This is a genomic window from Mycolicibacterium hodleri, assembly GCF_025822245.1.
Lineage (GTDB): Bacteria > Actinomycetota > Actinomycetes > Mycobacteriales > Mycobacteriaceae > Mycobacterium > Mycobacterium hodleri.
On the sequence record NZ_JACKTL010000035.1, the window covers coordinates 21,489 to 34,903 of the forward strand.

The following is a 13,415-nucleotide window of genomic DNA, read 5'->3' on the forward strand; positions in this document are numbered from 1 at the left end:
CCGCTAGTCGAGTACGCGCGCGGTCGGCGTGAACACCACCGGCATCGCCTCGGGCCCGCTGACGAAGTTGGCCGGCCGCAGCGGCAGGACCCCGTCGTCGGCCAAGCGCAGATCGGGCAGTCGCTCGAGCACGCGCTTGGTCATCATCGACAGCTCGAGGCGGGCCAGCTGGTTGCCGAGGCAGAAGTGCGCTCCGAAGCCGAACGCCATGTGCGAGTTGGGTTTGCGATCGATGCGGAAGCTCTCCGGGTCGCCGAACACCGCCTCGTCGAAGTTGGCCGCCTCGAACATCAGCATGATCTTCTCGTCCTTGCGCAGATCCGTGCCGTGAAAGGTGGTGTCCGCGGTGAGCGTGCGGCACATGTTCTTCACCGGGGAGGTCCAGCGCAGCATCTCCTCGATCGCCCCGGGCAGCAGATCGCCGTTCGCCACCAGCGCCTCCCACTGATCGCGATGCCGCAGAAGCTGTTCCGTGCCACCCGAGAGGGTGTGGCGGGTGGTCTCGTCGCCACCGATGAGGATCAGGAGCGTCTCCATGACGATCTCGTCGTCGGCCATCCGCTGACCCTCGACCTCGGCGTTGACCAGGATCGAGAACAGGTCCTCGGTCGGCTCCGCGCGGCGCTTGCCGATGATGTCCATCGTGAACGCGGTGTAGCCCGCGAACGCCTCCATCATGGCCTGGGCCGAGGTTTCGTCGATGTGCGAGCTGAGGCCCGTGACCAGGTCGTCGGACCACTCCAGCAGCATGCCGCGCTCGTCCGGCAGCACGCCCAGCATGTCGCCGATGACGGCCATGGGCAGCGGCGCGGCGATGTCGCGGACGAAGTCGCACTCGCCTCGCTCGCACACCGAGTCGATCAGGGTGTCGCACAGCGTCGCGATCGACGGCACCTTGTCCATCACGCGCTTACGCGTGAAACCGGAGTTGACGAGCTTGCGCCGCAACACGTGTGCGGGATCGTCCATGTCGATCATGTAGGGCATGCCCGGCGTTTCGGGCCGGATGCCCCCGGTGTTGGAGAACAGTTCGGGATTGCGCTCGGCGTCGAGCACGGACTGGTAGCTGGCGGCGGCGGCCAACCCGTTGCGGTCGCGGAACACCGGTTGGTTGGCCCGCATCCAGCGGTATGCCTCCCGCGCGCCGCCGTCGGCGTAGAAGGTGCCGTCGGTGAAGTCGACGTCCGGGCGGGTGCTCAGAACGGAGGTCATCGAATCTCCTTGGCTTCGGCGAACGTCATCTCGACGTTGGCGGCGGAACTCGAGATCATCGCGCGCTTGGGAAACCCTAGCGACGCGAGCTCCTCGCCATAGGGATGTTCGCCGAGACGGACCCGCACCCCACCCGGTCGATACCGGACCCCCGACAGCCGCATCTCGCCCGCGGTCTCCCGGGTCACGCCGTCCAGGTGCGAGTACGTCGGATGCACCTGGGTCTTCGACGTCAGGGCCGACGGCACGGGCAGCCCCGGCGCGAAGTCCATGCCGACCGCGAACCGACCGTCGACGGTGACGTCGAAGCCGAAGTGGCGTCCATCTCGAATCGTGAAGTCCGCCAACACCTTCGGATATCCCCAGATCCGTCGGCCCGCCTCGCACGTAAACGCACCGTCGACCGGCAGGTGATGGATGAAGGCACCTGCGGACTGCAGCGCCCTCAGCCCGGTCGCACGAGACCCCGGTGAATTCACCATCACGTTGGTGCCGTATTCGAGGTACTCCCCGAGATCGCCGTCGACGTACTTCATGAGCATGAGGACGACGACGGCCCGCTGCGGCCGGTACCGGCAGACCTGCAGTCCGCTGTAGTCGATCATCCGCTGGGCGGCGTCGGCGTTCACCGAGAACATCGCCATGTGCTGCGTCGCGGCGCGGATCCGCACGGGCATGGTCACGACTGATCCTGCGATGGTGTGCTCGGTCACACGCCAAATCTAGAACGTGTTCTAGACAACGTGCAAGAAGTGTCTACAACAGCGCGGCGAGATCCTTGATCTGCTCGGACGACCGCGCACCCACCACCATCATGGTGACGCCCGACGCCTCCCACGCCTTGATCTGCTCCCGCACGTAGTCGAGGTTGCCGACGATCGCCGAATCGTCGACGAGTTCGTCGGGGATGACCTTCGCGGCCTCGTCCTTGCGGTCGGCACGGAACAGCTTCGTGACGTCGTCGACCACCTCGGCGTAGCCCATCCGGCGGTACACGTCGGCGTGGAAGTTGGTGTCCTCGGCGCCCATTCCGCCCATGTAGAGCGCCAGGTGGGGCTTCATCAGCTCCATGACCTCGGGCCGGTCGTCGGTCACCACGACCTGCGCCGTCGCACAGATCTCGAAGGTCTCGCGCGTGCGCCGGGCCCCCGGGCGGGCGAAGCCCTCGTCGAGCCATTCGTTGTACATGGCGCCGATCCGCGGCGAGTAGAAGATCGGCAGCCACCCGTCGCAGATCTCGGCGGCCAGCGCGACGTTCTTGGGACCTTCGGCGCCGAGCATGACCGGGATGTCCGCGCGCAGCGGATGAGTGATCGGCTTGAGGTTCTTGCCCAGGCCGGTGGTGCCCTCACCGGTCAGCGGCAGCGGGTAGTGCGGACCGTCGCTGTGCACCGGCGCCTCGCGCGCCCACACCTGACGCAGGATGTCCACGTACTCGCGGGTGCGCGCCAGCGGCTTGGGAAACTTCGCGCCGTACCAGCCCTCCACCACCTGCGGGCCGGAAACGCCGAGCCCGAGGATGTGCCGCCCGCCCGAGAGGTGGTCGAGGGTGAGCGCCGCCATCGCACACGCGGTGGGCGTGCGGGCCGACAGCTGGATGACCGACGTGCCCAACCGCATGCGGGTCGTCTCGCGACCCCACCACGCCAGCGGAGTGTAGGCGTCCGAGCCCCACGCCTCGGCGGTGAACACGGTGTCGAATCCCGATTCCTCGGCCGTGGCGACGAGTTCGGCGTGGTTGGTCGGCGGCTGCGCGCCCCAGTATCCGAGCTGGAGTCCGAGTTTCACGAGGCCACCTTTCGGGACATTCTTGCGACGATTGTTAGAACCTGTTCTACTCGATGCGTGACCGCCAGCCAAAGTAGCCCGGCCAGTATCGATGAGCACGAGCCGCCTCTTTCGGCTCCGCTGAAACTGTCATTCGACTACACCCGTTCAGTAGGTACCGTCCTCGGTCGGTTCTTCACCGAGCTGCGCGGACGACACGTCGTCGGCGTGCGCGGTTCGGACGGTCGAGTGCTGGTGCCGCCTGCCGAGTTCGACCCCGTCACCTACGAGCGGCTGACCGAGATCGTACCGGTGGCCAGCGTCGGAACGGTGGTGTCGTGGACCTGGCAACCGGAGCCGTTGCAGGGGCAGCCGCTGGACCGCCCGTTCGCGTGGGCGCTGGTGAAGCTGGACGGCGCTGACACCTCGCTGATCCACGCCGTCGACGCCGGTTCCTCGGACGCCATCGAGACGGGCGCGCGCGTGCACGTGCACTGGGCCGACGAGCCCGTCGGCGCGATCACCGACATCGCGTACTTCGAACTGGGCGACGCCGAGGAGGACGTACCGGAGGTTGCCGACGACCGCGATCCGGTCACGATGATCGTCGTGCCGACGTCGATGGAGATTCAGCACACCGCATCCCATCCCGAGAGCACGTTCCTGCGCGCGCTCGAGGAGGGCAAGCTGGTCGGTGCGAGCACACCCGGCGGCAAGGTGTACTTCCCTGCGCGCGAGGCAGATCCGGCTACGGGCCAACAACTCACGGAATACGTCGAACTCCCCGACAAGGGCACGGTGACGACGTTCGCCATCATCAACATCCCCTTCGCCGGACAGCGCATCAAGCCGCCCTACGTCGCGGCCTACGTGCTGCTCGACGGTGCGGACATCCCCTTCCTGCACCTCGTCACCGAGATCGACGCGGCCGACGTCCGGATGGGCATGCGGGTGGAGGCGGTGTGGAAACCCCGCGAGGAGTGGGGACTTGGCATCGACAACATCGACTACTTCCGGCCGACGGGTGAGCCCGACGCCGATTACGACACCTACAAGCACCACCAGTAAGGCGGGCGCACGCATGACTGAAGTAGCAGTGGTCGGATTCGCGCATGCCCCGCATGTGCGCCGCACCGAAGGCACCACCAACGGCGTCGAAATGCTCATGCCATGCTTCGCCGAGTTGTACGCCGACCTGGGCATCAAGCAGACCGACATCGGGTTCTGGTGCTCGGGCTCGTCGGATTACCTTGCCGGACGGGCATTTTCGTTCCTCTCAGCGATCGACTCGATCGGTGCCGTTCCGCCGATCAACGAGTCGCACGTCGAGATGGACGCCGCCTGGGCGCTGTACGAGGCGTACATCAAGATCTTGACCGGGTCGGTTGAGACCGCCCTCGTCTACGGCTTCGGCAAGTCCTCGGCGGGCGTGCTGCGCAGGGTCCTGGCGTTGCAGACCGACCCGTATACCGTGGCACCACTGTGGCCGGACGCCGTCTCCACCGCCGGCTTGCAAGCCCGGCTCGGACTGGACTCCGGCAAGTGGACCGCCGAGCAGATGGCACAGGTCGCCCTGGACGCCATGACCGCTGCTCCGCGCACCGATTCGGTCGCGACGGCCCAGAGCGTCGAGGAGTTGTTGGAACGGCCGTACTTCGCAGATCCGTTGCGCCGCCATGACGTTGCCCCCATCAGCGACGGAGCCTCGGCGATCGTGCTGGCATCCGGCGACAAGGCCCGCGAGCTTCGCGAGAACCCGGCCTGGATAACGGGTTTCGAACACCGCATCGAGACGCCGGTCCTGGGTGCGCGCGACCTCACCACCTCACCGTCGACCGCGGCGTCCGCGGCGGCGGCCACCGGTGGCGACCTGGGCTCGATCGACGTCGCCGAGCTCTACGCCCCGTTCAGCCATCAGCAGCTGATCCTCACCGAGGCGATCGGTCTGAACGGCTCGACCAAGGTCAATCCGTCGGGCGGGGCGCTCGCCGCCAACCCGATGTTCTCGACCGGCTTGGAGCGCATCGGCTTCGCAGCCCGCCACATCTTCGACGGCAGCGCCCGGCGGGTGCTGGCACATGCGACGAGCGGTGCTGCGTTGCAACAGAATCTGGTGGCGGTCATGGAAGGGAAGAGCTAGTGGCAGGCAACCTGGCCGCGGTGCTCGGCACCGGGCAGACGAAGTACGTCGCCAAGCGCAAGGACGTCTCGATGAACGGGCTGGTCCGCGAGGCCATCGACCGGGCACTGGAGGACTCCGGCTCCACCTTCGACGACATCGACGCCGTCGTGGTCGGCAAGGCACCCGACTTCTTCGAGGGCGTCATGATGCCCGAACTGTTCATGGCCGACGCCGTCGGTGCGACGGGCAAGCCGCTGATCCGGGTGCACACCGCCGGCTCGGTCGGCGGGTCGACGGCCATCGTCGCGGCCAGCCTGGTGCAGTCGGGCAAGTACAAGCGGGTGCTGACGATGGCCTGGGAAAAGCAGTCGGAGTCGAACGCCATGTGGGCGTTGAGCATTCCGGTGCCGTTCACCAAGCCGGTCGGTGCGGGTGCGGGTGGCTACTTCGCACCTCACATTCGGTCCTACATCCGCCGCTCGGGCGCCCCGAACCACATCGGCGCGATGGTCGCGGTGAAGGACCGGCTCAACGGCGCCAAGAATCCGCTCGCCCACCTGCATCAGCCCGACATCACGCTCGAGAAGGTGATGGCCTCCCAGATGCTGTGGGACCCGATCCGCTTCGACGAGACCTGCCCGTCGTCGGACGGCGCCTGCGCGCTGGTGATCGGCAACGAGGAGATCTCGGATCGTCGCGTCGCCGACGGCCACCCCGTGGCGTGGATCCACGCGACCGCGCTGCGCACCGAGCCGCTGGCCTACTCCGGACGCGACCAGGTCAACCCGCAGGCCGGCCGGGACGCGTCCGCGGCCCTGTGGCGCGACGCGGGCATCACCTCACCCATCGACGAGATCGACGTCGCGGAGGTCTACGTCCCGTTCTCGTGGTTCGAGCCGATGTGGTTGGAGAACCTGGGATTCGCGGCCGAGGGCGAGGGCTGGAAGCTCACCGAGGCGGGCGAGACCGCGATCGGCGGCCGCATCCCCTTCAACCCGTCCGGCGGCGTGCTCTCGAGCAACCCCATCGGGGCGTCGGGCATGATCCGGTTCGCCGAGTCGGCGATCCAGGTGATGGGCAAGGCGGGCGACCATCAGGTCGAGGGCGCCCGCAAGGCGATGGGGCACGCGTACGGCGGCGGGTCGCAGTACTACTCGATGTGGGTGGTGTCGGCCGACAAGCGGTGACGCGTACGTTGGAGCGGAATGTCGACCTCCAACCCCCACACCTCGATGACCAGATTCCTCGTGGCCGCCGTGTCGAGCGTGCTCGTCGTCGCAATCAGCGGCTGCACGCCCTCCGACGGCACCAGCGGCACCACGGCGCAGAGCAGCGGCAGCAGCGTGCCGACGCTGCCGACCGTGCCCTACGCGCCGTCCACGTCGACGACCACGAAGGCGCCGGCCGCCGTCGACTACCGCGACCTGCTGCTCTCGGCCTCCGACCTCACCGACGCCGAGGACACCTTCGTCGAACGCTCGCGGGAGTCGAACCCCAACGGCAGTCCGGGTGCCAGCGCGTTCTTCGTCAACGACCAGGACAGCCGGGCGATCATCGACACGTTCACGGTCTACGCGGACGCCGCAACGGCCACCGCCACCCTGAAGCAGGCGGCCGGCACCCTGCCGACCCTGGTGACGGGCGGGAAACCGCAGCCGTTTCCCGTCGGCACCGACGGAGTGAAGGTGTCCGGCACCGCTCCAGACGAGAACAAGGCGGTCACCCTGGTCTTCTTCGCCCAGGACAAGGCGCTGGTCCGACTGGAGTTCCAAAGCGCGGTCGGCGACAACACCACGGATCAATTCGTCGCCAACGTGGCAAAGATGCAGCAGATCGCGTTGCGGGTGGGCCTCGAGGCCGCCCAATAGGGGCGCTCAGTCCCCGATAGGTTCGAGGCCCGTCAGGTAGCGGCGCGCGAGTTCTTGATACGCGGCGGGATTGGCGTCGACCCACATCTCCGCGCCCGTGCCGGCAATAGGGCCGCGGACCTTCGCGGGGGCCCCGGTGACGAACACCTCGTCGGGAATCTTCGTGCCGCCCGTGACCAGGGAGTGCGCGGCGACGAGGCTGCGTCGGCCGATCACGGCCCCGTCGAGCACCGTGGCGTGGTTGGCGATCACCGCCTCCTGGCCGACGTGCACGCCGTGGATGACGCAGCCGTGGGCGATCGTGGCCCCAGGTCCGATGTCTACCGGTATCCCAGGCGGGGCATGCAGCACACTGCAGTCCTGAACGTTCGCGCCCTCGCGAACGATGATGGGCGCGAAGTCGGCCCTCAGCACGGCGTTGAACCAGACCGACGCACCCGCCGCCACGTGCACGTCTCCGACCAACGTGGCGGTCGGAGCGACGAAGGCCCCCGGCGCGACGACGGGTGACCGGCCTTCGAAGGCATACAGCGGCATCGTCTAGATATACCGCAGCTAGAGGGTCTCGCATTGCGCGCAGTGCGAGAAAAACTGTAACGTGTTCTAGTTAGAGAGTAATCGAACGGGAGGCCATCCGTGAGTACCGAGACAACCGCGGTGTCTGCGAACATTCGCGAGATCGACACCGGAGCACTTCCGGACCGCTACGCGAGGGGCTGGCACTGCCTCGGGCCGGTGGCGAACTTCGACGACGGCACCCCGCATTCGGTGGAGATCTTCGGTACCAAACTGGTCGTCTTCGCCGACTCCCACGGTGACCTCAAGATCCTCGACGGCTACTGCCGGCACATGGGTGGCGACCTGTCGCAGGGCACCGTCAAGGGTGACGAAGTCGCCTGCCCGTTCCACGACTGGCGCTGGGGCGGCGACGGCAAGTGCAAGCTGGTGCCCTACGCCAAGCGCACCCCGCGGCTGGCGCGCACCCGCGCGTGGGAGACCGACGTCCGCAACGGCCTGCTGTACGTGTGGCACGACCACGAGGGCAACCCGCCGCCGCCGGAACTGCGCATCCCGGAGTTGCCCGAGTACGGCAGCGACGACTGGACCGACTGGCGGTGGAATTCGATGCTCATCGAGGGCTCCAACTGCCGCGAGATCATCGACAACGTCACCGACATGGCGCACTTCTTCTACATCCACTTCGGCTTGCCGACGTACTTCAAGAACGTCTTCGAGGGCCACGTCGCGTCGCAGTACCTGCACAACGTCGGCAGGCCCGACGTCAACGACTTGGGCACCGCCTACGGCGAGGCGCACCTCGACTCGGAGGCGTCCTACTTCGGGCCGTCGTTCATGATCAACTGGCTCCACAACAACTACGGCGGGTTCAAGGCCGAGTCGATCCTGATCAACTGCCACTACCCGGTGTCGCAGGATTCGTTCGTGCTGCAGTGGGGCGTCATCGTCGAAAAGCCCAAGGGCATGGACGAGAAGATGACCGAGAAACTGTCGAAGGCGTTCACCGAAGGCGTCAGCAAGGGCTTCCTGCAGGACGTCGAGATCTGGAAGCACAAGACCCGGATCGACAATCCACTCCTGGTCGAGGAGGACGGTGCGGTCTACCAGATGCGCCGTTGGTACCAGCAGTTCTACGTCGACGTCGCCGACGTGACCCCGGACATGACCGACCGCTTCGAGATCGAGGTCGACACCACCGCGGCCAACGAGAAGTGGCATGTCGAGGTGGAGGAAAACCTCCGCAAGCGCGCCGAGGAACAGCCGGCAACATGAGTGACGCGCCAGATGCCGACCGGCTGGCGCGCTCCATGCTGGCCCTCCTCGGTCACGACGACGACGACGAACATCCCGCCGCGACGCGCGAGGCCACCGGAACGTGGTCCAAGGCACCGGACTTCGCTTCGGACCCCGAGCGGGCGGCGGCAGTCAGGGAGGCGTCCGCGCGGGATCGCGAGCGCTATCTGACCGCGGGACTGACGCCCGTCGACTGCCGGTTCTGCCACGTCACCGTCGCGGTCAAGAAGCTCGGCGCGGGACACACTGCGGTGCAATGGAGTTCGGACGCCACCCAGCGCTGCGCGACGTTCGCCGAGGTCCGGGCCAACGGCGGTGACAGCAGTAGGAGCAAGTCCTGTCCCCGACTGTCCGACAGCATCCGGCACGCCGTCGCCGAGGGCTGCCTCGAGGAGGAGTCGAGTGCACCGTCACCCGGTGACGGCTAGTCACAACCCCTTGAAGCGCTCCTTGACCTGCTCGTCGGTCAGGCCGTAGTCGGCGAGGGAGTAGGTGTGCTTGGGCGCCCGCGGCCCCTGCTGGCTCTCGGCGTGCATCGTCGTCATGGATTCCCTTGCGGCGTCGGTGTATTCGATGCCGAACTGCTGGTAGATCTTCTCGACCACCGGGATCGGATCCTTGATGAACTCGAAGTAGTCCAGGTCGAAGAACTGCGCCGGGTCGTGCTTCGCCCGCTCGGCGTTGAACAACTCGAGACCGCGCGACCAGGTCTCCAGCGAGTCCTGCCCGATGACGTCACCGGTGAAGACGTTCGACCACCCTTCGGTGGTGTGTTGCGCCAGCGAACACATCGACGCCATGATCGTCTCGGCGGGGCGGTGGCACTGCACCACGAGGGCGTCGGGATACGTGGCGAACAACGCGTCGAGCGCAAACAGGTGGCTGGGGTTCTTGAGTACCCAGCGCTTCTCGGCCTCCTCGAGGCCGATCAGCTGCAGGTTCTTGCGGTGCCGCTCATAGGGTTTGGTCCAGTCCTGCTGCGAGAGCCACCGCGAGTAGGTCGGCACGTGCGCCAGCGTCTCGTAGGACACCGAATGCAATGACTGGCGCAGCAGTTGCCAGCACTCCTCCACCTCGTCGGCGGTCATGTAGTGCAGGCCGGTGTAGTCCGGGTTCTCCTCGTGAGCCTTGCTGAACTGCGCGTCGATCCGCTGGAAGACCGGGTTCTGCGACCACGTGTCGCGCGGCGGCCGCGGCTGCGGGAACTCCGCCAGCCACAGCTCGAGGCCCTGGTGTGCGGGATCGGCGGTGAGCAGTCGGTGGATGGCGGTGGTCCCGGTGCGCGGCAGGCCGGTCACGAAGATCGGCCGTTCGATCGGCACGTCCACGTGCTGCGGGTACTGCTTGAATGCCGCCACCGAGACCAGCCGGGCGACCAGGGCGTTGCGGACGAAGAACCGTTGCATCTTGCTGCCGAACTCGGTGAGCTCGGCGTCGCGGGCGAACGAGTCGAGCAGCACCCCGAGAGCCTCGCGGTAGTTGTCGTCGTCCACGCCGAAGTCGTCGAGCCCGCAAGCCTTCACCGCCGACGCATGCAGGTCGTCGACGGTGCCTACGTTGGTCCTCATGCCTTGTACTCTCCGCAGTTGACGTCGAGGGCCTGCCCGGTGATGCCGCTGGACAGATCGCTGGCCATGAACAGGATCGCCGAGGCGACCTCGTCCTCGGTGGGCAGTCGCTTGAGGTCACTGTTGACCGCGGCGGCCTTGTAGATGTCGTCGACGGTGGTGCCGTACTTGCCCGCCTGATGTTCGAAGTAGCCCTGCAAGGTGCCGCCCCAGATGTAGCCAGGCAGAATCGAATTGACGCGGATACCGTCTTCGCCGAGCTCGGTGGCCAGGGACTGCGACATCGCCAGCAACGCCGACTTCGCCATCTTGTACGCCCCGTACTTGGCCTGCGAGTGACGCACCACCATCGAATTCACGTTGACGATCGACCCCTTCGCCTCGGTCAACGCCGGGGTGAAGCCCTGAATCATGCGTAGTGCGCCGAAGACCGTCAGCTCGATCGCATCGCGCATGTGCTCGAAGGTGGTGTCGGCCAGCGGCCGCATCGAGGGCACGCGAAAGGCGTTGTTGACCAACACGTCGACCTTGCCGTAGGCCTTGAGCGACTCCTCGACGAGGTTGTGCACCTGAGCCTCGTCGGTGATGTCGGTACCCACCGACAGGGCTCTCCGACCCAGGTCGGTGACCTGCTTGGCGACGTCCTCCAGCCGCTCCACGGTGCGGGCGGCCAGAACCAGATCGGCGCCCTGCTCCGCGCATCGCCTGGCGAGGGTCGTTCCCAATGCGGGGCCGACGCCGCTGATCACGACGACCTTGCCATCCAGAAGTCCGGCCATCTGCTATCCCACCATTCTTTCGCCAATTAGCTTTTGCCGAAGAGCAATTCGTGCCCGCCAGTCGTCGTCGGAGATCTTGTTGGACTCGTAGTACGGCAGGGCGCCGGCGACGTCGTCGACGGCGACCAGTTCGACGGTCGGGCCGTCCGCCTCGGTCAGCTCACGGGACACCCGCTGCCAACGGAACTGCAGGTACCCCTTGCGATGGCCCAGCGTCTCGACCCAGTTGGTTACGCCGGGGTTGCGGTCGGCGACCACGATGCGGATCTTCCCGTCCGGATCAGCCTGCGCCTGAGTGCCATTCAGCGAGGTCTGGTGGTTGATGTAGTCCAGCGAGATGTACCAGAGGCTGCCCAGCTGGAAGCCGAGGTAGGGCGCATCGGTGACGGGCAACGTGATGATCAGCGCTTGGTCCTCGGCCAGGTCGAACTGGCCGGCCGAAGAGTACTGCGTGGCCAGACCGCCGGGGGTCAATCGTGGCGACACCATCGTGTTGGCCGGGGCGTCGGTGTAGAACCACTGCGGAAACTGCAGCCAGGTCTTGACGCGTTGCACCAGCTGCTTGCCCGCGACGGCGTAACGCTTTTCGATGAGTTCCTTGGTCAACGCCGGCGGCGCCGTGCCCTCGGTGTCGGTGCGGGCGATCGCGAAGGTGCCGCGCTGCGCGGACCAGTCGTTGTACACCTCGCGAATCACCAACTGCGCCGGCGTGGCTGGGGTGAAGCGCCATTCGAACGTGCCGTCCTCGGCGATGTCGAGCTTGCGGTCGTCGAACGCGGTCTCGCTGTCGGGCACGTTGTCGTCGGTGTACTCGCCGCCGAGCAGTTGAAAACTGACGTCGGTGGTGGTGCCGCGGCGACCCGTGACGACGTACTCGTGGCCTGGCTGCACCCGGGTGCCGAAGTACATGGTGTCGGGGTTGTCGAGGCCCATCTTGGTGAAGGGACCGGTACCGCTGTGCAGGAAGGGGTGGTCACGGTCGTAGTCGAACGCGACATGGGTGCATCCCGAGATGCAGCCTGCGAGATACTGCAAGCCCTCGAGCAGGTCGGCCTCGGATTCGATGAATGGTGCGGCGGCGACGAGTTTCTCGGCCTCGGCGATCGCATCGGCCAATGGCTGTGAGTACATGCGGACTGCGGCCTCCCGGTGATCCAACCGTGTCCAACCTGGTCCAATATTGAACCGCGCTGGTACATTTACCGACCTGACACTAGAACGCGTTCTAATTCGAGTCAACGTGCCGGGAGGGCGGGAGTGGCATGACAGAGAGAGCCTCACCGCCGACCGAGCGGGTCGTCTCGATCCTGGACTTCCTGGCGCGGCATCCGCACGACCGGTTCGGGCTGTCCGAGCTGGCCCGCCGCGTCGAACTGAGCAAGCCGACGTGCCTGGGCATCCTGACCACCCTCGCCGAGTCGGACTACCTGATTCGCGACACGCAGGACAAGACCTATCGACTTGGACCGCGGCTCATTTCGCTCGGACATACCGCGCAGGAGTCGATGCGCGTCAGCCCCACCGCTCGCGAGGAACTGGCGCGCCTCGCCGCGACCTACTCCACGACGGCGGCCCTGTCCGCGGTGATCGACGACCGCATCACCCTGCTGGAGCTGGTCGGACCGCAGAACGCAGACGTCGGGGGCTCGGTGATGGTCGGCCAGAGTTATCCGTTTGCCCCACCGGTGGGCCTGATGTTCGTGCTGTGGGACGACGAGGCGCTCCGTAGCTGGCTGGCCAAGGAGCCGACCATTCCCCTGCGCACCGACTCCGAACGCCTTGAGCGCGTCGTCGCCGAATGCCGCCGCGACGGGTACCTCGTCGAGCGGCTGACCCCGAGTGGACGCCGGCTTTACGCCCTGATGGCCGGCATGTCGAGCACGTTGCCGCAGGAGCTGCGCGCGCTCCTCGGCGAGATGATCTCCGACGTCGGCGAACGGGTCTACCTCGCCAGCGAGGCCGCCGGCACGGCGAGGTCCAAGAAGCGTCACGAGATCAGCGTCATCTCCGCACCCGTCTTCGACCACCACCGCAGGCAGGCGATGGTGATGTCGTTGCAGATCGGTCGCGCGCTCACCGACGCCGAGATCGCCAAGCGGGCGCGGAGCCTCCTGGTCAGTGCCGGCGCACTCACCACGCAGCTCGGCGGGCGCACGTCGGTTTAGCTTGCGGTACGGCGCCTTTGAAGTTATCCACAGGCTGCGCGTGACGCCTGTTGCGAGTCGTAGTTCACGGGTAGATTCGAATGTATGTTCGAGTCATTGGTCACCGCTACCGACACTTCGGG

At 66.5% G+C, this 13,415-nt stretch carries 14 protein-coding genes; 7 read left to right on the forward strand and 7 right to left on the reverse strand.

Annotation, left to right across the window (positions count from 1 at the left end):
* Positions 1-3 precede the first annotated feature (3 nt).
* From H7J06_RS15460 to H7J06_RS15470, 3 genes are read right to left on the reverse strand one after another with little or no spacing between them, the layout of a single operon-like run.
* The gene (locus tag H7J06_RS15460) at positions 4-1,212 is read right to left on the reverse strand and encodes a cytochrome P450 (RefSeq protein ID WP_264039836.1); all 1,209 of its coding nucleotides are present in this window, start codon (positions 1,210-1,212) and stop codon (positions 4-6) included.
* A complete protein-coding gene (locus tag H7J06_RS15465; protein ID WP_264039837.1) occupies positions 1,209-1,925 on the reverse strand; it encodes an acetoacetate decarboxylase family protein in 717 nt (238 codons plus the stop codon). The genes H7J06_RS15460 and H7J06_RS15465 overlap by 4 nt, the downstream gene beginning before the upstream one ends.
* Before the next feature lie 43 nt (positions 1,926-1,968).
* Positions 1,969-3,000 carry an LLM class F420-dependent oxidoreductase gene (locus H7J06_RS15470; RefSeq protein WP_264039839.1) on the reverse strand — a complete coding sequence of 344 codons (1,032 nt, stop codon included), beginning with the start codon at positions 2,998-3,000 and terminating at the stop codon, positions 1,969-1,971.
* A 57-nt stretch (positions 3,001-3,057) separates the two neighbouring features.
* On the opposite strand from H7J06_RS15470, the gene H7J06_RS15475 reads away from it, so the two are divergent.
* The 4 genes from H7J06_RS15475 to H7J06_RS15490 are packed head-to-tail and all read left to right on the forward strand — an operon-like array spanning position 3,058 to position 6,969.
* Positions 3,058-4,047, forward strand: coding sequence for a Zn-ribbon domain-containing OB-fold protein (locus tag H7J06_RS15475; RefSeq protein ID WP_264039840.1), 990 nt, complete (start codon positions 3,058-3,060; stop codon positions 4,045-4,047).
* 13 nt (positions 4,048-4,060) lie between these two features.
* Positions 4,061-5,119 carry a thiolase family protein gene (locus H7J06_RS15480; protein ID WP_264039841.1) on the forward strand — a complete coding sequence of 353 codons (1,059 nt, stop codon included), beginning with the start codon at positions 4,061-4,063 and terminating at the stop codon, positions 5,117-5,119.
* Positions 5,119-6,288 (forward strand): thiolase family protein, encoded by a 1,170-nt coding sequence (locus H7J06_RS15485; RefSeq protein WP_264039842.1) that lies wholly within the window; start codon positions 5,119-5,121, stop codon positions 6,286-6,288. The genes H7J06_RS15480 and H7J06_RS15485 overlap by 1 nt, the downstream gene beginning before the upstream one ends.
* An 18-nt stretch (positions 6,289-6,306) precedes the next feature.
* Entirely contained in the window at positions 6,307-6,969 is a 663-nt protein-coding gene (locus H7J06_RS15490; RefSeq protein WP_264039843.1) for a hypothetical protein, read from the forward strand.
* A gap of 6 nt (positions 6,970-6,975) precedes the next feature.
* On the opposite strand, the gene H7J06_RS15495 is transcribed toward H7J06_RS15490, so the two are convergent.
* Complete coding sequence (locus H7J06_RS15495; RefSeq protein WP_264039844.1) at positions 6,976-7,506, reverse strand: gamma carbonic anhydrase family protein; 531 nt, start codon at positions 7,504-7,506, stop codon at positions 6,976-6,978.
* A gap of 99 nt (positions 7,507-7,605) precedes the next feature.
* Here H7J06_RS15495 and H7J06_RS15500 point away from each other — a divergent pair, with 99 nt between their 5' ends.
* Both H7J06_RS15500 and H7J06_RS15505 read left to right on the forward strand, forming a co-directional pair.
* Complete coding sequence (locus H7J06_RS15500; protein WP_264039846.1) at positions 7,606-8,760, forward strand: 3-ketosteroid-9-alpha-monooxygenase, oxygenase component; 1,155 nt, start codon at positions 7,606-7,608, stop codon at positions 8,758-8,760.
* Positions 8,757-9,209 carry a hypothetical protein gene (locus H7J06_RS15505; protein WP_264039847.1) on the forward strand — a complete coding sequence of 151 codons (453 nt, stop codon included), beginning with the start codon at positions 8,757-8,759 and terminating at the stop codon, positions 9,207-9,209. Before H7J06_RS15500 ends, H7J06_RS15505 begins: the two co-directional genes overlap by 4 nt.
* Here H7J06_RS15505 and H7J06_RS15510 read toward each other — a convergent pair whose 3' ends face one another.
* Genes H7J06_RS15510 through H7J06_RS15520 form a run of 3 tightly spaced genes read right to left on the reverse strand, consistent with a single transcriptional unit; the run spans position 9,210 to position 12,259 of the window.
* Positions 9,210-10,349 (reverse strand): sulfotransferase family protein, encoded by a 1,140-nt coding sequence (locus H7J06_RS15510; protein WP_264039848.1) that lies wholly within the window; start codon positions 10,347-10,349, stop codon positions 9,210-9,212.
* Positions 10,346-11,128, reverse strand: a complete 783-nt coding sequence (locus H7J06_RS15515) for an SDR family oxidoreductase (protein WP_264039849.1) — start codon at positions 11,126-11,128, stop codon at positions 10,346-10,348. The genes H7J06_RS15510 and H7J06_RS15515 overlap by 4 nt, the downstream gene beginning before the upstream one ends.
* A gap of 3 nt (positions 11,129-11,131) precedes the next feature.
* Positions 11,132-12,259 carry a hypothetical protein gene (locus tag H7J06_RS15520; RefSeq protein ID WP_264039850.1) on the reverse strand — a complete coding sequence of 376 codons (1,128 nt, stop codon included), beginning with the start codon at positions 12,257-12,259 and terminating at the stop codon, positions 11,132-11,134.
* 131 nt (positions 12,260-12,390) lie between these two features.
* Between H7J06_RS15520 and H7J06_RS15525 the strand changes: the two genes are divergently transcribed.
* Entirely contained in the window at positions 12,391-13,293 is a 903-nt protein-coding gene (locus tag H7J06_RS15525; protein WP_264039851.1) for an IclR family transcriptional regulator, read from the forward strand.
* Positions 13,294-13,415: the final 122 nt, after the last annotated feature.

What these genes read in the sequence shown, in the direction of transcription:
- H7J06_RS15515 (WP_264039849.1), bottom strand. Translation starts at nt 11,128, where the DNA reads ATGGCCGGACTTCTGGATGGCAAGGTCGTCGTGATCAGCGGCGTCGGC.
- H7J06_RS15480 (WP_264039841.1), top strand. Translation starts at nt 4,061, where the DNA reads ATGACTGAAGTAGCAGTGGTCGGATTCGCGCATGCCCCGCATGTGCGC.
- H7J06_RS15505 (WP_264039847.1), top strand. Translation starts at nt 8,757, where the DNA reads ATGAGTGACGCGCCAGATGCCGACCGGCTGGCGCGCTCCATGCTGGCC.
- H7J06_RS15510 (WP_264039848.1), bottom strand. Translation starts at nt 10,349, where the DNA reads ATGAGGACCAACGTAGGCACCGTCGACGACCTGCATGCGTCGGCGGTG.
- H7J06_RS15525 (WP_264039851.1), top strand. Translation starts at nt 12,391, where the DNA reads ATGACAGAGAGAGCCTCACCGCCGACCGAGCGGGTCGTCTCGATCCTG.
- H7J06_RS15495 (WP_264039844.1), bottom strand. Translation starts at nt 7,506, where the DNA reads ATGCCGCTGTATGCCTTCGAAGGCCGGTCACCCGTCGTCGCGCCGGGG.
- H7J06_RS15520 (WP_264039850.1), bottom strand. Translation starts at nt 12,259, where the DNA reads ATGTACTCACAGCCATTGGCCGATGCGATCGCCGAGGCCGAGAAACTC.
- H7J06_RS15460 (WP_264039836.1), bottom strand. Translation starts at nt 1,212, where the DNA reads ATGACCTCCGTTCTGAGCACCCGCCCGGACGTCGACTTCACCGACGGC.
- H7J06_RS15490 (WP_264039843.1), top strand. Translation starts at nt 6,307, where the DNA reads ATGTCGACCTCCAACCCCCACACCTCGATGACCAGATTCCTCGTGGCC.